Raw genomic sequence first — 18,940 nt, 5'->3', positions numbered from 1 at the left:
GGTTGTTTGGGTATATCTTGAAACATCAAAGATCCTTTGCACCGGAACGATGATCAGGGAATGATCATGTATCGAAACTATCGAAAGCATGATCAAGTAACATGTATGTTTATTTCTCTGTGTGAGTATGAGTGAAAAATCTTTTAAAACATAATGATAAAAGAGTTCTCTAGAGTTTTCTTGCCGTCAACACAGATTTTATCTGCGATCACAATGCCTTGTTTGTTGAGATCCTGCACAATTTTGAAGTTGAAATGACAACCTCCGTAGTTTGCCACTCTCTTGATCATCTTTCCGTAGAGATTTTTCTTCTTGTTTTCCTCTTCCGCATGGCAGAATGGACACAGTTTTCTGACTACTATTATTCACTATGGCATCCGAACTGAAGCATTCTCAGGTTATTGCTTTACCCAATCACCCTTCGTTGCATGCGCACGAATACCGTCAGGTGGTGATTGGTTTGCAAGGCCAGACAGAGTTTGAACTTTCCGGGCGCGGCAGTCTTATCGGGCCGGGTCAGGGGTGCCTGGTGTCTGAATCTGAGCTTCATTCGTTTTCTGGTGTGGGGCAAAACGAGATTTTGGTGATAAACCTGCCTGAATCTGAGCTTCTAGGTGAGATGAGCATGAAAGATAAAGTAGAGCGCCTGTTTGAGCGTGATGCTTACTTTCAACTCGACAGTCAGGCACAGACTTTAGTGAAAGCGCTGACGTCCGAAATGATTGCCAATCCGCATGATGCGATGTTGGGACGCGCTTGTGCTGATACCCTGCTTTGCGTGATGGAACGCCATTTCCGTGAGCAAATCGCACCGCGACGCCATGGTCACCGTCTAAACATAGACATCATCGATCTCTATATTCGCCAGCACATCAGCCGCAAAATCAGTGTGTCGCAGTTGGCGGGGTCGGTCTTTCTGGCGGGAAGCCAGTTCCATCAGCTTTTCAAATCGCAGATTGGCATGACGCCGCATCAATACGTATTGAAAAAGCGCTTTGAGTTAGCGCAGGAACTGCTCAGTACCAGCGAGCTGAACCTTGCACAGATCTCAGACAGTTGCGGTTTTGCATCCCAAAGCGGTTTTACTTCAGCCTTCACCCGCGCATTTGGTGTTTCTCCCTCCCGATTTCGCCAGCAGCACTGACTATCAATAGCGATCTAAATCACTAAATTATGCAATACGTTGTTATTGGTACGCATCAGCCGTGGTTCTCTGTTTGTTAATCATCGGAGTTTTTTGCAATAATGCCGCAGAATTTCGAAAGACTCATCGGCACCACATACCTAGAATCGGTCGTTAATCTAACATATTAGTAACATATGCCACTGCCTCGTGGTTGATGGATAGAGGAATCTGCTAATGTTAAAAGCGACTGATGTGCTGGTACCAAGCTACCTTGAGCAACCCGCTTCCGCGCTATGGCCTCATATTTCTTCGCATTACTGTGTTGATGAAAGTGAGTTGCTCGCGTCACTGCTCCCACTTGCAATACCTACGAATGAAGAACGTAAACAGACGGAAGCCCAAGCGACAGAGCTGATTGAGCGTGTGCGTGCGGATAAAACGGCCGTGCAGATGATTGATGCACTTCTTCTCGAATACAGTCTGGATACCCGTGAAGGCATTTTGCTGATGTGTCTTGCAGAGGCCTTGATGCGTGTGCCAGATGCGAAAACCGCAGATGCCCTGATCCGGGATAAATTGGGTGTGGCCGATTGGAAAGCCCACCTTAAGAACTCTGAGTCTCTGTTCGTGAACGCCTCGACCTGGGGACTGATGCTGACCGGAAAAGTCGTCACTATCGATGAGCGCAAAGAAGGCGGAGCAGGCAAGGTGCTTAACCGCTTGGTGAACAAGATGTCTGAGCCTGTGATTCGTCAGGCTATGCATCAAGCCATGAAAGTGATGGGTCACCAGTTTGTCCTTGGCCGCTCGATCAACGAAGCGTTGGAAAACGGCAAACCACTACGCCAGAAAGGTTTCACATACTCGTTTGACATGTTGGGTGAAGCGGCGCTCACCACGCAGGACGCGCAAAAATACTTCAAAGACTACATGATGGCGATTGAAACGGTGTCTCAGCAACTGTCTGTGGGCAACGGGCCATCACCTTCTGTTTCCATTAAACTGTCTGCTTTGCACCCACGTTATGAAGTAGCAAATGAAGACCGCGTATTGGGTGAAATGGCTGAGACTGTGCTTCGCTTGCTGAAGCGCGCCCGCGAGTTGGGTGTCGCAATCACCATTGATGCAGAAGAAGCTGACCGCCTGGAACTGTCACTGAAGCTTTTTGAAAAACTCTTCACCCACGAAGATATTAAAGGCTGGGGTCAGTTTGGTTTGGTGGTTCAGGCTTACTCCAAGCGCGCATTACCTGTCATTACCTGGTTGGCGGCGCTGGCAAAAGAAAACGGTACAACGATTCCAATGCGACTGGTAAAAGGCGCCTATTGGGACAGTGAAATTAAACTCGCACAACAAGCAGGCTTGCCGGGCTATCCGGTTTACACCCGTAAAGAAGGTACCGATGTGGCCTACTTAGCCTGTGCACGTTTCCTGCTTTCTGAGCATGTAAATGGCCTTATCTACCCACAATTTGCCAGTCACAATGCGCAAACCGTGGCGGCAGTGGAAGCCATGGCTCAGCATGACAACTATGAATTCCAGCGTTTGCACGGTATGGGTGATTCGCTTTACTTCCACGCTAAGGAAATGTTCGGTCAGACTGTGCGTATCTACGCGCCAGTAGGAAGCCACAAAGATCTGTTGCCATATCTGGTTCGCCGTCTGCTTGAAAATGGTGCCAACAGTTCGTTTGTTCACCGTTTGGTGGATGCTGCCTGTCCGGTGTCTGATTTGACGCAACATCCGGTCGATACACTCAAGTCGCGCCCTACGCTTCATAATGCACGTATCCCGCAGCCTTCGGGGATCTTTGGTGAATCCCGCCAGAACTCGAAAGGTGTTGCGATTGATATTGAAAGCGAGTGGGCGGCTTATGATGCCAAGGTACAGGCCTTTATGGATGTTAGCTGGAAGGCGGGCCCAATCATTAATGGTAAGCGCCTGACGGGTGATACTAATACCGTGGTGGCACCTTACGATCACCGCCTGAAAGTTGGCAGCATCAACTGGACAACACCGGCGCAAGCGAAAGAAGCGCTAAATGTAGCGGCAGCCAATGTTGATAGTTGGCGCGTGTTTAATGCCAAACAAAGAGGTGAGTACTTACTAAGGCTGGCAGATAAGCTTGAAGAGAATCTTGGTGAGTTAGTCGCTCTTTGTCACCGTGAAGCGGGCAAGACGATTCATGACAGCATTGATGAAGTCCGTGAAGCTGTGGATTTCCTCCGCTACTATCCCATTCAGGCAGAGAAGATTGAAGGGGATCTGCAATCTTTTACCCGCTTTGACGGCCAGTCTGTCACCCTAAGACGCGAAGGGCGTGGCGTGTTTACCTGCATTAGTCCGTGGAACTTCCCGTTGGCAATCTTCATCGGACAAATTTCGGCAGCGCTGGTGACGGGGAATACCGTTGTTGCCAAACCGGCGGAGCAAACATCATTGATCGCATTCCGCACGATTGAGTTGTTGCTGGAAACTGGGATCCCATCTGGAGTGATTCACTTACTGCCGGGCAGCGGCGCAGAAATTGGCAGTGTTTTGACGGGTGACAACAGCATCGCCGGTGTCGCCTTTACTGGCTCTACTCCAACAGCGCAGCGCATCAACCAGACACTTGCGTCCCGCGACGCACTGCCAGTGCCGTTTATTGCGGAAACTGGTGGTCAGAACGCCATGTTGGTTGACAGTACCGCGCTGCCAGAACAAGTGGTGCGCGATGTGCTTCGCTCCGCGTTTGCCTCTGCTGGCCAGCGTTGTTCAGCACTTCGTGTGCTTTATGTTCAGCAAGATGTAGCAGATCGTGTGATTGACCTTATCAAGGGAGCCATGGCGGAAATGCGCATTGGGTTGCCTTACCTGCACTCCACCGATGTCGGCCCAGTGATTGATGAGACTGCTCAGGCGAAGCTGCAGAACCATATCAACGAATTGTTCAAAACCAGCAAATTCATTGCTAAAGCGCCGATGAAGAGTGAAACCCGTGTCGGTACCTACATTGCGCCTGTGGCGTTTGAAATCGACAGCATATCCATGCTTTCAGAGGAGCATTTTGGCCCAATCTTGCACGTGGTGCGTTACCACGCTGACGAACTCGACAGCGTAATTGATGACATCAACAGCGCGGGCTTTGGCCTAACACTGGGTGTTCACAGTCGTAATGAAAGCACTTATCGCCATATCGAATCACGCGCCAAAGTAGGTAACTGTTACATCAACCGCGACCAGGTCGGTGCAGTCGTGGGTGTGCAGCCATTTGGTGGGCAAGGGCTTTCAGGGACAGGGCCAAAAGCCGGTGGACCTCATTATCTCTATCGCTTTACGAAAGAGGAGGTGGTGGCATGAGCAAGGTAATAGGAACGCAGGCAATGAATGAAGTATCGACGTTAGCTGCTCAAAGCCAAGCTGTTTGGGAAGAGTGGAACAATCTGGGTGTGATTGAGCGTGTAACGCGACTAAATAGCTGGGCTGACAATGTGGGGCAGCGTGGCGGTGATTTTACTGCAGCATCCAACCTCATCCGTTTTCAGCTTCATCAGGCGGAAGCCTTGCTGGCACCTATTCATGAAATGCCTGGGCCAACGGGTGAAACCAACGAGCTATACACATCAGGTCGTGGATTGTTTCTGGTGACAGGTGATGAGTCTTTGACTGTGACTGCGTTAGCAGGTCAATTGGCTGCTGTGTTGGTCGCTGGCAACTGCGCCTTGTTGGCAGTACCTGGTTCACTGAAACGGGACGCAGAAGCCTTGATTGGCGATTTGGTGAAAGCCAGTGCCCCGAACCGACTGGTTGCATTGCTTGATAGTGACAAGACGGAAGATGCCATGGTCTCGACACCGATTTGCGGTGTGGCAGCGGCAGCGCATCCGGCAACCTTGATTGCTATGAACCGAAAATTGGCAGCCCGAGATGGTGTATTAGTTCAGTTTGTCGCTGAAGACAACGCCTCCCAACTGCCGCTGGTGGCTTCGCCAACCTATCTACTCCGCTTTATTACCGAGCGGACGAGAACCATTAACGTCACCGCAGTAGGAGGTAATGCCACCCTGCTGGAACTAGGTGGTGGCGAACACTAAACCCAAGTAACCCGAAGTCATTGTGCCCACAGATCTTCTGCGGAAAGCGCAGAAGATCTTGGGCTTACATTGCTGACGGTTTTCACCAATCGGAATTAGGCGCTGGGGCTATTTGCCCCAAGATTTGTGCCTTGTTATTGAGGGAAAAAACATGATTGAAAACAGCTTTGCAATCAGTGCCACGTTTATCGTGTACCTGATTCTTATGCTCGCAATCGGCGTATACGCATACAAACGTACTTCAAACTCAGAAGATTACTTTTTAGGTGGGCGTTCATTAGGCCCGTGGCCTGCAGCATTGTCAGCGGGTGCGTCAGATATGAGTGGCTGGCTACTGTTGGGATTACCGGGCTATGCCTATGCAGCAGGCATCGAGTCACTATGGCTTGCTGGAGGCTTGTTAGCGGGTACTTACTTGAACTGGCTGATTTGTGCCAAGCGTCTTCGTACCTACAGTATTGAAGTCGACAATGCGTTGACCATCCCTGAGTTCCTGTCGCGTCGTTTTGAAGACAAATCGAAACTACTCCAGACCATTTCTGCCTTCTTCATTTTGCTGTTCTTCCTTTTCTATACCAGCTCTGGCTTGGTAGCAGGCGGTAAACTGTTCGAGACAGTTTTTGGTCTCGACTACAGTACAGCAGTGATCATTGGTACCGCCTGCGTGGTGTCCTACACCTTGTTCGGTGGCTTCCTTGCCGTCTCTTGGACTGACTTGGTGCAAGGTCTTCTGATGGCTGCGGCACTGATGATTGTGCCAATTGCTGTCCTAGACGGTTCATTCTCTGATTTGCCTACAGCACTGGAAGCGAAGAATCCAGAGCTTTTGACCTTATGGCAAGATGTTAGCGGCCAACCGCTGACGACTGTGTCAATTTTGTCGCTGGTGGCATGGGGTTTGGGTTATTTTGGTCAGCCGCACATTCTGGCGCGTTTCCAAGCAACCCGCTCTAACGCAGATATCACCACTGCTCGCCGTATCGCTGTGGGCTGGAGTGCTATCTCCATGGTGGGTGCTATTCTGATCGGCTTGGTGGGTATCCTGTATGTTGACCAGCACCTTGGCGGTGAGCTGGCGGATGGCGAAACCATCTTTATGTATCTGGTGAATGCTGCCTTCCATCCAGTAATTGCCGGAATTTTATTGGCAGCGATTCTTGCCGCGGTAATGAGTACTGCGGATTCCCAGTTGCTGGTGTCTTCATCGGCGCTGGCTGAAGACTTCTACAAGCAAGTTTTCCGTCCTGATGCATCAACCAAGGAAGTGGTTATGGTGGGGCGTTTCGCAGTCATTGGTATTTCTATCATTGCGTTGGCGCTGGCGATGAATCCGGAAAGCTCTGTTCTCGGCCTCGTATCTTATGCATGGGCCGGTTTTGGTGCAGCATTCGGTCCGGCACTGCTGCTGAGCCTGTTCTGGAAAGATATGAACCGCAATGGCGCACTGACAGGTGTGATTGTTGGTGGTGTGACCGTAGTGGTATGGAAACAATTGACCGGCGGTATCTTTGACCTATATGAAATTGTTCCGGGCTTCATTCTGGCCGGTATTGGCATCGTTGCAGTGAGCAAGATGACAGGTGGTGCTGATGACAAAGTCATGCAGAAATTTGACGATTATCAGCAGAGCCTCAAGACTTTGCCTTAATTGAATTTCTCAGAAGAAAAAGGGACGCTGGTGCGTCCCTTTTTCTTTTTTATCAATAATATGATGTTATTTGGTGTCGATGCGATTAACCATTTTGTTTACTCAAGCAGCGTGACTAGGCCCAACAGTCAGAAAGTGGCAGACGCTCCATGAGTGCCTGAAGCTCTTCCATCGAACTAACCGATACAACCAGAGGATGGCTCGCGTCTTCTTTGTTTCCCGGATTGAAATAAACCGTGCGCATACCTGCATTGATACCGGCTTCCACGCCCCGGATAGTGTCATCCACAAACAGGCATTCCTGAGTTAAAGCTGCCATGTTCAAAGCTGCATAATGGAGGAGATCAGGTGCCGGTTTCCAGCTGTTGGCATCAAAAGCGCTGTAGAGATGGCCACGAAAGTGATGCAGAAGCCCAGTCATTTCCAGCGACATCTCCATTTTTTCGACCGGACCATTGGAAGCGACGCACATATCGATACCGACATCCTTGAGGGTATTGAGCAGTTCTGGCACACCATCGACCGGATCGAGGTGGTCGGCGAACAATTCTGCGCATTTCTCACGGTATAGATGCTCCAGCTCATCAATAGAGATTTTCAGGTTGTAGCGCTCGCAGGTCTGAATGAGTATATCTGCCAGTTTGCCACCCTGAAAGTTATCAAGACACTCCTGTAAATCCAGTTTCACGCCGTAATTCGAAAAAATCTCGACTATCGCCATTTGGGACAGCACTTCGCTGTCAACCAAGGTGCCGTCGCAGTCAAAAATTACGCAGGAAACAGGGACATCAAAGTCGAAGGAGTTCATTCTTTTTGATTCAATTGGTTTCACATCAATATCGATACATTAAGCGTTAACCTGACTAGCAAATCCAACAACATGCCATTTTATAAATTGCTAGCTAGGTCTTATCAATCGTGGCGGATAGGCGGAAAAATCCATCTAAGATCTTGTTTTATTAAGAATGATACAAAGGTGGAAATGAATGCCGACCTAACCCAAAGGTCGAGCCGGAGCGGTAAAGAATGAGTGATCCAGATAGAAGTAGTTTTGCCAGGTTCTCATACGAATGAGGACGCTGAGTATGAAAACCGCAGAAGAATTAACAAGTTTGGAGCCATCTTTCATCAACACATCGAGTGTCTGTTAAAATAGCAGCAATCACAGAAAAGACAGGGAGTCAGTCATGTATTCACACAGATGGATAAATGGAAAGGAAACAGGGTTAGCAACAGGAAAGGCTGTCTGCATCGGGCGTAACTATGTTGATCATGCGAAAGAGCTGAATAATCCTATCCCTGATGAACCGGTGCTCTTTATCAAACCGGCGACTTCCATTGTCGGCACTGATTCGCCACTTGAACTCAGTGGGCGACTGGCACCGATTCATTACGAAGCAGAGCTGTCTGTACTAATTAGTAAGCCGTTAACTAACGCCAAGCGTGAAGAGGTGCTGAAAGCGGTTGTTGGCGTTGGCATAGCGCTTGATCTCACCCGGCGTGAGGCCCAAAGTAAGCTGAAAGAGAAAGGTCTACCCTGGGAACTGGCAAAAGCCTTTGATGGTAGCTGTGTGCAGAGTCCGTTTGTGTCGTTTGAAGGAATTGATCTTGCTGCTACAACCTATGGTTTAGACATCAATGGCGAGGCTACGCAGTGCGGTGACACCCGCCTGATGATTAATCCTGTGGTTGACCTGATTTGTCATCTTACCCAGTACTTTACATTGGTACCGGGTGATATCGTGCTGACAGGCACGCCGAAAGGCGTGGGGAAACTCACTGACGGTGATAAGTTAACACTCACCTTATCGAATGAAGTGTTAGCGGAATTCAACTGTGTGGCAGTAGCTTAAAGAGCTTTAAATAGATAAGGAAACAGCGTCTTTCGCTCTTCTGCAGACAAACTGCAAACGCGGTCGATATTGATTTGAGGGATATCTTCCGCGTCTCCACCGTAATGCTTCAATGCCTTCTCAATACTGGCTTCACGGATAAGGTGAAACATCGGGAACGGTGAGCGGTTGGTGAGATTACTGTCATCTTCGGGTTCAATATCCGCGAAGCAATAATCGGGATGGAAACTCGCAATCTGGTAAATACCTCGCCAGCTAAACTGATCAATCAGCATGTCGGCAACATCTAAAAACTGGTTATAGTCGTCAAAGTCCAGAAAGTGGTTGGGTGTGACTACAATGGTTGTTTCTAAATCCGCTACCTCACTGTTTTCCAACAACGTTAGTTCAGCAATAATGTTTTCCATCACTTCCTGATCATCCTGGCCTTCATACACGGCAATTTTGATTTGTCCGTTGCGCTGTGGTTTAGCTGCGAAAGGGCAGAGGTTTAAGCCAATAACGACTTTTTCGAGCCATTCTGTGGTGTGTTGCTCGACGAGGCTGTTAGAAGGAGAGATGGTCATGGTCAATACCCTGTTAAATACGACAGCGGTATTCTATACCCAAAACGACCTAAAGAGGCAGGATTCAGCGAGGATCTTTAGGTTGTTTTAGACGCAACCAAAACCCAAAGAAGAAAGCCGATTTACAGTGAAAATCGGCAGTGGCGACGTAACTGCAGAAGAACTAAAAGCTATTTGTTTTGTTTATTTGGCTTTGGGGCACCCGTGGGTCACGAGGCAAATAATTGGCTCAATCGTGCTGCTTCATCTGATGATGCTGAAGGCATGAATTGACCGTTATACCTCGAGTACCATTTTTGTGCTCCTATGACCCATTTGAAGCGCTATCTAATATGGGGTGGCATTTCTGGTTAAAACCCAACAAGCAAAAGTATGTCGGGTTTGGTAAGGATTTAGTTGGCGATCTATGGTCAACAGCCCCTAGCACTAGCCTTGGGGTGGCAAACGAACAACCGAAACCCTGTGTAAGAGAATGGATACTCGCCACTGAACATGACAGAGAGGGCGACGATGAAAGTTTGCATGGGGTGTTAGCTTTCTCCCAAACTTACCGATAAATAAATCCCTCATTTATATAAGGGTTTTTCATTATTCGTAAACCTAATAATTGGGTTGGTCTTCATACGTAAAACCCGCTCTAATCCTCAGTGAGAGCCCATCACACCTTTCTCCTTCCAACGCCTAGTGTTTGGGCTCTCTAACCTACCTAACTGGACCTTCCTGCTGATTCAGTCTCGTTGCATGCCCAAGTATCGCATCGGGCTTTTCGTAGTGGTGGTTGTCATGGCTGTCTCTTAAAAGGAAAGCCGCGATCACCATGCCAGTCAATATCGCTGAGCCGGGCATCTTCAGGTTGTTAGGGTATAAACGGTTTTGTGAAACCCCTCTCGGTTGGCGCTTCTAGCGAAGAAGACCCCCTTTTCAAGTAAGATTAAGTGCTTTGTGTGAATATTGTACTGAGCTGAATCTTCACTGACCTGTTTCTTATTTCGAAATAAATGCTCATGAACCGTTTACATGGATTTTAATCTAGAGCCAAAATGCTGATATACATAGTCATTATCGAAACCATCGACATTCTGGCTTGAGAAGATAAGCGGTGTTACGCCTTGCTTTAACGCTTCTTTCTGAGACTCTACAACCAGAATATTCATGATTATCATGCCTGCTATACTAGAAAACGCCCCTGTCACTTTACCATTCACATTGCACAAGCCATCACCAGGGGGAACCTGATTGTCAATGACGACATCTGCAATATCCATCAATTTCAAACCAGAGCTATGGCGGCTCGGGTATTTAGATGACTGTTCTACTGAAGTTATCGCAATAACCGGATGCCCTTTGGCTTTTGCAATTTGTGCAAATTCTATTGGAAGCGCATTTCGCCCTGAATTGGAAATCACCATAACCACATCATTGCGGGAAATGTTCTGATCATTCCAAATGACTTCAGCCAATCCTGGCAACTTTTCCATTGCTGAGCCTCTTAAAGCCCCATCATTGGTAAGCAGCACTGAGTCTAAAATTGCATTAATGTTGCCAAGACCACCTGCACGAATAAACCCCTCTAAACCAATCATATGTGAATGACCTGTTCCTAAGACTTGGATCATGTTGTCTTTAATAATGGCTTGAGCGAAAAGCTCTTTTGCCTTGGATAACGCCTTCTGGTTCACTTCCATTAGAGAGGTAAGCTTTGGTAGTAAACAGTCAAAATATTCAGACATTACTTGGTTCTCCAATACGGTGCTGACTCGATTAACTTAGCAGTTTGGAACACTATTATTGATACTATCCGACCGATAAATAAAATGCCGAGAAAAAGCCACCCAAGACCAGTTCGCTCATGCGTATGTCCACCGCATTGCCAGCTACTACACCGAAAACATCAGCGGTACTCAACTCGACTGCCTCACCACCTTGGCGACCCGGTCATCAAAGCCGTGCTTGATGACATCAACAACATGCTGATAAAACTGATGGCAAGAATTCATAACGGAACGCCAGCTCCAGGGAATAGGAACCACCAAAGCCAACGGCAAGCAAGCCAACACCGAACGGGACCACAAAGTGAAATGGGATAGAGAAAGGGCTCAGCCTGAGAGAAATTGCATAAGCGACCGGCTACAGCCGATCGCAGGTGTGTAGGATATTGGCTAGCTAAATATTGACCAGTTTCGACTTAGCTTTTGTGCTCTCCATCGTCCAATTCAGACTTATACCCAAACAACCTGGAGATACAGGAGTCAACTCGCCCGAAGGGAGTCCATCAATGCGCCCACTTCATCGTTAAATTCCACGGAAATAGGACGACTATTCCTCACGAAATTTGCCTCGCCATCACGGACTCAGTGACACTGGCTGGTTGTGGGGCACGTGCCAGAACAGGTTGGTATAACACAAGTATGAACACTTTTTTGTAGAAGGGCATAAATTGGGATGGGCCAGTCAGGGTGAGAATATAGGTACTCGAATGAGTACCTATTAACCATTAATCGCCCTATCCTCGGAGGTAGGTAATTGATTTACTGAGGCGTCAGTCCTACAGCGCAATAAAATTAAACGCCAATGGTATTTCATTATCGCTTCTGCCATTCCCTCACGTAAAAGAAGATGTACAGTGAAAATCGGCCTTGAGTGCCTATTTATTGTCCTGAGTTGGCGCTTGCCATGCTTTGGTGCCCCAGAGCGGGACGGTCGAGAGGCTGTGTTTATGGCTACCTTGCGTCTCTTTGGTGGAGTACGAGAGGTACATCAGCGTTTGGTTTTTAGAATCGAAGATACGGCGGATCTTCATTGACTTAAACAGGATGCTCTTTGATGCTGTGAATACCACTTCACCGGATTTTGAACGGTCGATGTTGGTAATCATCTCTGGTGTGATATCGCCAGTTTGACGGCAAGAAATACCCATATCAGACGGATCAGAGAAGTCGAGGTCGGCTTTTACATGGCTAATGTGGCAGGTGACGCCCGGTACTTCGGGGTCGTTGAAAATTTGGATCTTGATGTCTTTGGTTGTGAAGAGTCCTAAGCTGACATCTCCCACTTCGTCATCTGAACAGCCCGCCAAAGCAAATCCGAAAACAGATGCTGCGACAAGCGCGCGAAGTGGTTTAGAAGTCGGTGATTTTGGAATAGCGAACATGGCAGTACCTGTCGTTAGAAATATTTCAAGCCACTTTATCAGTGGCTTGTGTTAATTGTCTAACTTCGACTGGTATCGCCAGTAGAGCGTCTCTAATCGAATTGTGCGTCACCAGGTCGGCGATCCAGCGTTTCTGGATTGAAAGTGAGTAGCTCGTCGTAAGCATCACAAAAGCTTGCCGTATCGTTGTATTTTTGGCGGGCAGCTTCGATTTTTCGCTCTGCTATGCGGCGCTTATCCGAGCCGTTGCGATCAGAGCTGAAAATTCGTTGCTGAGTAAACAGCTCTTGCGTGAACTTTTGCTTGCAGATTGATTCGTTTTTTTCCGTAACCACTTCACCCAACTGATCTTTTGCGGCAAAGGCAAAAGCAGATACCAGAGCCGAAGTTATGATTATTGATTTAACAACGAGATAGCGCATAATCCTCACCTGATAGTGAACCCACTCGTTTTAAAGATAGTTCACACAACAATGCCTCTCAAGTGAGACAAATTGCTCATTTTTAATTCGGCTCAATTCCCCCTTCATTTAGTGATATTGGTTCCTGAATTAACGCCTCATTATCAAACACTGACTATCGGATTCTGGCCTGTTTTCGGCGCTGGTTAACATTCCTACAAAAAGAGGGATGAAGACGGCGTAGCTTGCGGTTATCTTCATCTTTTTCAAGGAATGACAGTGACGTGAGAGATGCAAAAACAGGTTAACAGCTCGTACTTACAGCTTTTTCTGCGTGAATCTGGCACCGCAGCGATGCTGAATATTGAACAACTCCCCGATGTGTCAGATGTCGATGCCATCGCGCTTTTTGATTGGATGTCCAGCAAGCGCTCATTCTCAGCGTCGGAAGTGAAAGGCCATCGCTGGATAAAAACCTGCAGTGCAGGTTACGTCACTGAACTATTGTTGAATGAAGACGGCACCCTTGAAGAATTTACCCTGTTCAACCGTTTGCTAACTAAAGGCTGGTGGAAGCTTGAGCAAGGCGTGCTGGATTTGGAAATCGTAAAAAACGACAACACCTATCGCAGCAGAGTGATTGCTAACAAATCGGTGAATATTCACTCTGCCATTGAGTACAAAAACGGCGCACTGCACTCTTACCTAAAACTGGCACAAGTCATGCCAGTGGCGCGGAGCACATAAAGTCCCCATCAAACTAAACCCTAAAGGTTAGCGATGCTGGCCTTTTTTGTATCTGTTTCTCCACCAATGGGTAGAATTGAGACCCCTAACGCGTTGTTTTTGCGCTATACATGAAGGCAGATCGTTAGCTTAGGGTCTCTTGACCTTTGTTGAGGTGTATTTGCTTAGAATAACTAGGCGGCACACACCTCGCCGCGCCTAAAACGCTTTGGGCAAGAACAAAATTTAACCACCAAAGGTCAACAGACCCCAGTGTCGAGGGAAAAACGAGGTGCAAATAGGGCTGCCAACTTGGGTGATTGTTGCGACGGGACTGCTCATGAATGTTATCGCTGCGCTGATGACCAATTTCGTTATTGATGGCTTGGGAGAGAAAGCAGCGGTCGTAGAAGAAACCCAGAGCAGCAACAATCAGCTTATCCAATTGACCTGGCAGCAAGTCGATGCCCTTGAGCGCCGAAGGGAAACTTTGCTTATCATCCTTACCACCCAACAAGAGGGCAGAGAACTACCTAAGATGCTCGTTAGTCAACTACTTTCATCGTTTTCTGATATGACAGAGACAGCCCTTAATATGGGCAATATCAATAAAATTATGCTCGGTATTGACCAGCAGCAAGATCTTCTGCGTAATAAGATAGATACGCTATATCTCGATAATCTACAGTTAACAGACTCATACCGTGAAATTGTGAGCAGTATCTCTAACTACCGAAACCTCGCTCTTTTCCTCCAAATCCTCGGCCTCGCGCTGATCATGGCTCGAGATCTCTCCCGAAAGCCCAACTAGATAGCGATCAAATGGGCTTAACATGTGCCAGACTTAGTGTGGTTACATAGGCTGACATTGTCTCAGACATTAGAATAAAGCACTGGTTTTAATTTAAAAAATAGCGCCTAAATCCAACAGAGTTTTGTTCTAATAGACGATATAACGGAGGTGAAAAAGTCGGCATAAACGGCACTTCTCCAACCCGTTTTTTTATTGAATTTTTGGCTGTTGTAGCCGTTTTGATTTAGCGATTTTGGGGTGAGTAAATGGGTGGCGCTAACCGCGTTCGCAGCGTCGTGGCTGATATGTTTGCTATGGTCGTTTTCTGCTTCGTCACTGGCATGATGGTAGAGATCTTCGTGTCTGGTATGTCTTTCGAACAATCTTTGGCTTCGCGGCTGTTGTCTATTCCGGTCAATATCCTGATTGCATGGCCTTACGGTGTATTCCGCGACAAGGTGCAAAAGTTCTCGCAACGTCTATCTTCGACCAAAACAATGAAGCGCGTAGCGGACTTTGTGGCTTATGTGGCTTTCCAGTCGCCGGTGTATGCAGCCATTTTGTTTACCGTTGGTGCCGAACCAAGCCAAATCGCAACAGCCGTCGCTTCAAATGCGCTGCTTTCCGGTTTGCTGGGTGTGGTTTATGGCTCTTTCCTGGAGCGTTGCCGTAAACTGTTTCGTGTTCAGGCGGTGCCTGCTGCTGTTTAACCATTTGGGTATATGAAAAATGCCACCTCAACGGGGTGGCATTTTTTATCTCTACGTCAGCAAACTTTGTACTTCCTTTTGCAGCAAGTGACGGTTTAATGCGTTCGGTTTTAAAAGCTCACCGATATTCACTTCAATCTTTGACCAAAACCGTCTTGGGCGGGTCGTCAATGCATGGCCGTTTTTATGACTGAAGAAGGAACCCCACAACCCTTTCAATGCCATTGGGATGACCGGAACCGGCGATTGAGCGAGGATTTTCTCCACGCCGGGTCTGAATTCGCCAAGTTCACCATCAGAGGTTAAACGGCCTTCTGGGAAAATACAGACGACTTCGCCGTTGTTTAATGCCTGCCCAATGGTTTCGAATGCCGCGTTGTAGGTCTTCTCGCACTTGCGGGGCGAGCAGATAGGAATGACACCCGCATGACGGAAAACGTATTTCAGTATCGGCATTTCACTGATGGATTTATCCATCACAAAACGCACTGGGCGGGTTGATGTTCCCATCAGAAGCAGCGCGTCTATATAGCTGACATGGTTCGCGACAATCAAGGCTGCGCCTTGCTCTGGAATATGTTGACGGCCATTGACCGAAACCCGGTACAGGCAGTGGCTCAACAAGTAACTGATGAAACGTTGAGTGAACTCGGGTACCTGACGATAAACGTAAATCGCCACGATAAAGTTCCCCACCGCCATCAGTGCGAACAATTCGACAATCGAGAAATCCAACACGCTCAATACCAAAATAGAGACCAGCGCTGACACCACCATAAACAGCGCATTCATAATGTTGTTTGCCGCGATGGCTCGCGCGCATTCTCCTTTTTCGGCGCGAGACTGAATAAACGCGTACAACGGGACAATAAACACGCCGCCACTGACGCCCACCATACAGAGATCAAACATCACACGCAGATGGCCGGGTTGAGCGATGAAGCTTTGCAAGCCATAAAACTGTTCGGGGAAAGATTCGATGGAAGGAACTGCCCAAAGCAAATCAGCGCTGAAGAGTGTCAGACCAAGAATACCGAAAGGCAAAATACCCAACTCCACTTTGTTGAAAGAGAGCTTCTCACAGACAAAAGAACCTGTGGCAATACCGATAGAGAACAGGGCAAGCAGCAGTGAAACCACGGTACTGTCTGCATGCAGGTGTTCACGGGCAAAGTTCGGAAACTGTGTCAGGTAGGTTGCACCCATAAACCAGAACCAACTGATAGCGAGAATCGATATCCAGATCCCGCGTTGTTTTTTGGCGACTTTAAGCGTGTTCTTCATGCCTGAAATCGGAGAAAAACGCACTTTCTCTGGGTCGGAAGCAGGCAAGGACGGAATGTGCATACTGCTTAAAAAGCCAATCAATGACAGTGAAACTACCAAAAAGGCAGCAATAGCTGCTCCATAGGGAATGGCGAGCAGCAAACCTGCACTCAGCGTGCCGATAAGGATTGAGAGAAAGGTGCCTATTTCGACCCAGGCATTGCCTTTCACTAATTCATTGGTCTTGAGAGCTTGAGGTAAAAGGGCGTACTTAACTGGTCCGAAGTACGCCGATTGGGTCCCTGTCATAAGCAGCAGGGCCAACATCAGCAAGGCATTTTGCGTCAAGATGGCTGCAGCGGCGCAGCCCATAATCGCGAGTTCTACCAGTTTCAAACGCTGAATGAGTTTGGCTTTATCCATATTGTCGGCAATCGCGCCTGCATGCGCAGAAAATAGGAAGAAAGGCAGAATGAAAAGGCCAGCAGCAAGGTTGACGAAGAGATCGACCGAAACAGGAAGTGAATCAATAAAACTGTAGGTCACCATCAACAACAGAATGTTCTTGTAGATGTTGTCATTCAGCGCGCCGAGGCACTGAGTGAGGAAATAGGGAAAGAATCGTTTGGTGAAAAACATGCCGGCTCCTTGGAGTCAATTCGCGTCAGATGTTGTCACTTTAAAAGCTGTGAGCATTGATGCCAGCGTGTTGAAAAGAGTCGCGATATAGGAAACCCAACGTAACAGAGGGTGAGACTTTCTAGTCTGAAATATCCATTTCTTTAGGTGAACTGGGTAAAGGCAAGATTGTGTTCAGTCTTGCGCTTATTACACCCATCCGGCTTTGATTCTTAGATACTTTTTCCTTCTGTTTTGCCGAAGTAAGAGGTGGCATGTGACCCGTTTATTAATTGTGGAAGATATCCCCGCCTATCAGCAGTTTCTGGGGCAGTTGGCCTCCTCCTCGAAGATAACCCATTGTGATTGCGCTGGTTCACTGGCTGAGGCACTGATGTTGGCTGAACAGAATGAGTACGATTTGGCGCTGGTCGATTTAGGCCTGCCCGATGGCAATGGCCGGGATTTGATTCACTACCTGAGAAAAAACCACCCTGACACTGAGGTGATGGTGCTGACCATTTTTGGTGATGAAACCAATGTGCTAAGTGCGATTCAGGCGGGAGCCCGCGGATACCTGTTAAAAGACACGCCGTTTGAGAAAATTGAAGAAGCGATTGAAAGTCAGTTGGCGGGCGGCGCCCCCATGAGTGCGGCGGTGGCAGCACATGTGTTAAATCAAATTCAGGTAGGAACGCAAACGCCGCTGAATAATCCTTTAACTAATCGCGAAAACGAAGTGCTGGTGCTACTGGCAAAGGGACTAAAAACCAGTGAAATTGGAAGCGCAATGGGCATCTCTCACTACACGGTAAATGACCATATCAAGGCCATTTACCGCAAGCTTGAAGTAAGCAGTCGCTGTGAGGCGGTGTTTGAAGCTAACCAGCAGGGACTGCTTTGATGTTTACTCAACAAATAAGTATCCAGCACCAATGCCAGCACCCACATTGAGAATGTCATAACCTCCTCTTACAGCACCTATACCGCCAATTTTGAACCAGTAATCAGTACTTTGAGGAAAGTTTGAGGGGAGTTTCATCGTTAATAGATCGCCTCCTCCGGCAATAAACCCCACTGAGGCAAATGCCATTCCTACACTGCCCTCAAAATCATCAAATCGATAGCAGTGAAAACGGTTGCCAGTAACAAATTCGAGCTTTCCCCCTGATGAGGTCACGCTGGTACTCACACCTAATTTTGAGTGTTTCAGGTAACTCGCCAGTTTTTTGGGTTTCGTCAAAAGGGGGACAATTTTTCTGACTTCCTTGATGTGTTTGAGCTTCTTAATGTGTTTTAGATGTTTGATAGGTAGAGGTATATTCGCAGTGGCTCCTACCACGTAAACATCTTTTGTTTCAAGGGGCATATCATCGCCACTTAGTCTGTGGAGCTTACCAACGAGCAGCACCACACCGATGATGACGTCAAAACTCAGCATGGTTGAAACTTCTAAGCGCCATTTATGAGATGAGCCCTGGCTACATACATCTTTTATTATCTGCACTTTACGTTTTTTCGGTTTGGGAAGTTTGGGCTCTGGGATGAGCACAGAAACTCGGATTTCCACCGAACGGTTCCAGTCCAATTGTGATGCTTCGTTTTTAACGTGAGTGGGAGAGGATGAACCATCAGAAGATTCTTTCAGGATTTGCAGGTTTGGGCATCGTCCCACCAGATATTGTTTAACACTTTCCAACCGCTTTTTGGCATAGGTTTTATTTTTACCTTCAGGGCCAGTTTTGCTCGCTCTGCCAATAAGGTGAGTCACTCTTGCAGCATCCCCATAGGCTTTAAAAAGAGAAACCAGTTCATCAAGGTATTTTTTCTGACCCGGTAAAAGCTTGTGCTGGCGAACAGCAAAGTTTGCCAGCAGCACAGAAAAGGTCAGCAAACCATTGGAATATTCCATATCCAGCAAATGAAATTTAAATTTGGATGTGCCGAGATTACGCGGGGCAGCCTCTTCCGGCGTCACCAAAGATTGCCCCAAAGGGGCAACCGGA

Annotated in this window: 16 protein-coding genes; 9 read left to right on the top strand and 7 right to left on the bottom strand. The window is 47.7% G+C overall.

The window, feature by feature from the left end:
* Window positions 1-370 precede the first annotated feature (370 nt).
* From VP504_RS19890 to putP, 4 genes are all read left to right on the top strand, one after another.
* On the top strand, window positions 371-1,144 hold the full coding sequence (locus VP504_RS19890; RefSeq protein WP_325895123.1) for an AraC family transcriptional regulator: 774 nt from the start codon (window positions 371-373) through the stop codon (window positions 1,142-1,144).
* Between the two features lie 216 nt (window positions 1,145-1,360).
* Window positions 1,361-4,468, top strand: coding sequence for a bifunctional proline dehydrogenase/L-glutamate gamma-semialdehyde dehydrogenase PutA (putA, locus tag VP504_RS19885; protein ID WP_325895122.1), 3,108 nt, complete (start codon window positions 1,361-1,363; stop codon window positions 4,466-4,468).
* The gene (locus VP504_RS19880) at window positions 4,465-5,202 is read left to right on the top strand and encodes a delta 1-pyrroline-5-carboxylate dehydrogenase (protein WP_325895121.1); all 738 of its coding nucleotides are present in this window, start codon (window positions 4,465-4,467) and stop codon (window positions 5,200-5,202) included. The genes putA and VP504_RS19880 overlap by 4 nt, the downstream gene beginning before the upstream one ends.
* A 151-nt stretch (window positions 5,203-5,353) precedes the next feature.
* Window positions 5,354-6,850 carry a sodium/proline symporter PutP gene (gene putP, locus VP504_RS19875; protein WP_325895120.1) on the top strand — a complete coding sequence of 499 codons (1,497 nt, stop codon included), beginning with the start codon at window positions 5,354-5,356 and terminating at the stop codon, window positions 6,848-6,850.
* Between the two features lie 115 nt (window positions 6,851-6,965).
* Here putP and yieH read toward each other — a convergent pair whose 3' ends face one another.
* Complete coding sequence (yieH, locus tag VP504_RS19870) at window positions 6,966-7,658, bottom strand: 6-phosphogluconate phosphatase (protein ID WP_325895119.1); 693 nt, start codon at window positions 7,656-7,658, stop codon at window positions 6,966-6,968.
* Between the two features lie 379 nt (window positions 7,659-8,037).
* On the opposite strand from yieH, the gene VP504_RS19865 reads away from it, so the two are divergent.
* Entirely contained in the window at window positions 8,038-8,703 is a 666-nt protein-coding gene (locus VP504_RS19865) for a fumarylacetoacetate hydrolase family protein (protein ID WP_325895118.1), read from the top strand.
* Here the strand turns inward: VP504_RS19865 and VP504_RS19860 are convergent.
* From VP504_RS19860 to VP504_RS19845, 4 genes are all read right to left on the bottom strand, one after another.
* Window positions 8,700-9,269, bottom strand: coding sequence for a DUF1415 domain-containing protein (locus VP504_RS19860; RefSeq protein WP_325895117.1), 570 nt, complete (start codon window positions 9,267-9,269; stop codon window positions 8,700-8,702). The genes VP504_RS19865 and VP504_RS19860 overlap by 4 nt on opposite strands.
* A gap of 1,013 nt (window positions 9,270-10,282) precedes the next feature.
* Complete coding sequence (locus VP504_RS19855; protein WP_325895116.1) at window positions 10,283-10,999, bottom strand: SIS domain-containing protein; 717 nt, start codon at window positions 10,997-10,999, stop codon at window positions 10,283-10,285.
* Between the two features lie 914 nt (window positions 11,000-11,913).
* A complete protein-coding gene (locus VP504_RS19850; protein ID WP_062714214.1) occupies window positions 11,914-12,420 on the bottom strand; it encodes a CreA family protein in 507 nt (168 codons plus the stop codon).
* Window positions 12,421-12,512: 92 nt separating this feature from the next.
* The gene (locus VP504_RS19845; RefSeq protein ID WP_062714211.1) at window positions 12,513-12,842 is read right to left on the bottom strand and encodes a hypothetical protein; all 330 of its coding nucleotides are present in this window, start codon (window positions 12,840-12,842) and stop codon (window positions 12,513-12,515) included.
* 270 nt (window positions 12,843-13,112) lie between these two features.
* Here VP504_RS19845 and VP504_RS19840 point away from each other — a divergent pair, with 270 nt between their 5' ends.
* From VP504_RS19840 to VP504_RS19830, 3 genes are all read left to right on the top strand, one after another.
* The gene (locus VP504_RS19840) at window positions 13,113-13,568 is read left to right on the top strand and encodes a hypothetical protein (protein ID WP_325895115.1); all 456 of its coding nucleotides are present in this window, start codon (window positions 13,113-13,115) and stop codon (window positions 13,566-13,568) included.
* A gap of 271 nt (window positions 13,569-13,839) precedes the next feature.
* Entirely contained in the window at window positions 13,840-14,358 is a 519-nt protein-coding gene (locus VP504_RS19835) for a hypothetical protein (protein WP_062714207.1), read from the top strand.
* Between the two features lie 248 nt (window positions 14,359-14,606).
* On the top strand, window positions 14,607-15,050 hold the full coding sequence (locus VP504_RS19830; RefSeq protein WP_325895114.1) for an L-alanine exporter AlaE: 444 nt from the start codon (window positions 14,607-14,609) through the stop codon (window positions 15,048-15,050).
* Window positions 15,051-15,101: 51 nt separating this feature from the next.
* Here VP504_RS19830 and VP504_RS19825 read toward each other — a convergent pair whose 3' ends face one another.
* Window positions 15,102-16,955, bottom strand: coding sequence for an MFS transporter (locus VP504_RS19825; protein ID WP_325895113.1), 1,854 nt, complete (start codon window positions 16,953-16,955; stop codon window positions 15,102-15,104).
* Between the two features lie 256 nt (window positions 16,956-17,211).
* Between VP504_RS19825 and VP504_RS19820 the strand changes: the two genes are divergently transcribed.
* Window positions 17,212-17,838 carry a response regulator transcription factor gene (locus tag VP504_RS19820; protein ID WP_325895112.1) on the top strand — a complete coding sequence of 209 codons (627 nt, stop codon included), beginning with the start codon at window positions 17,212-17,214 and terminating at the stop codon, window positions 17,836-17,838.
* A 3-nt stretch (window positions 17,839-17,841) separates the two neighbouring features.
* On the opposite strand, the gene VP504_RS19815 is transcribed toward VP504_RS19820, so the two are convergent.
* Entirely contained in the window at window positions 17,842-18,915 is a 1,074-nt protein-coding gene (locus VP504_RS19815; protein ID WP_325895111.1) for a hypothetical protein, read from the bottom strand.
* Between the last annotated feature and the right edge of the window lie 25 nt (window positions 18,916-18,940).

The organism is Grimontia sp. NTOU-MAR1 (assembly GCF_035758505.1).
In the GTDB taxonomy this organism is placed as follows: domain Bacteria; phylum Pseudomonadota; class Gammaproteobacteria; order Enterobacterales; family Vibrionaceae; genus Enterovibrio; species Enterovibrio marinus.
This window is presented reverse-complemented; position numbering and strand designations above follow the sequence as displayed.

Bases quoted from the DNA above. Each gene is read 5' to 3' on its own strand.
- putA (WP_325895122.1), top strand. From the start codon at position 1,361: ATGTTAAAAGCGACTGATGTGCTGGTACCAAGCTACCTTGAGCAACCC.
- VP504_RS19840 (WP_325895115.1), top strand. From the start codon at position 13,113: ATGCAAAAACAGGTTAACAGCTCGTACTTACAGCTTTTTCTGCGTGAA.
- VP504_RS19850 (WP_062714214.1), bottom strand. From the start codon at position 12,420: ATGTTCGCTATTCCAAAATCACCGACTTCTAAACCACTTCGCGCGCTT.
- VP504_RS19860 (WP_325895117.1), bottom strand. From the start codon at position 9,269: ATGACCATCTCTCCTTCTAACAGCCTCGTCGAGCAACACACCACAGAA.
- yieH (WP_325895119.1), bottom strand. From the start codon at position 7,658: ATGAACTCCTTCGACTTTGATGTCCCTGTTTCCTGCGTAATTTTTGAC.
- VP504_RS19845 (WP_062714211.1), bottom strand. From the start codon at position 12,842: ATGCGCTATCTCGTTGTTAAATCAATAATCATAACTTCGGCTCTGGTA.
- VP504_RS19865 (WP_325895118.1), top strand. From the start codon at position 8,038: ATGTATTCACACAGATGGATAAATGGAAAGGAAACAGGGTTAGCAACA.
- VP504_RS19880 (WP_325895121.1), top strand. From the start codon at position 4,465: ATGAGCAAGGTAATAGGAACGCAGGCAATGAATGAAGTATCGACGTTA.
- putP (WP_325895120.1), top strand. From the start codon at position 5,354: ATGATTGAAAACAGCTTTGCAATCAGTGCCACGTTTATCGTGTACCTG.
- VP504_RS19855 (WP_325895116.1), bottom strand. From the start codon at position 10,999: ATGTCTGAATATTTTGACTGTTTACTACCAAAGCTTACCTCTCTAATG.
- VP504_RS19825 (WP_325895113.1), bottom strand. From the start codon at position 16,955: ATGTTTTTCACCAAACGATTCTTTCCCTATTTCCTCACTCAGTGCCTC.
- VP504_RS19830 (WP_325895114.1), top strand. From the start codon at position 14,607: ATGGGTGGCGCTAACCGCGTTCGCAGCGTCGTGGCTGATATGTTTGCT.
- VP504_RS19890 (WP_325895123.1), top strand. From the start codon at position 371: ATGGCATCCGAACTGAAGCATTCTCAGGTTATTGCTTTACCCAATCAC.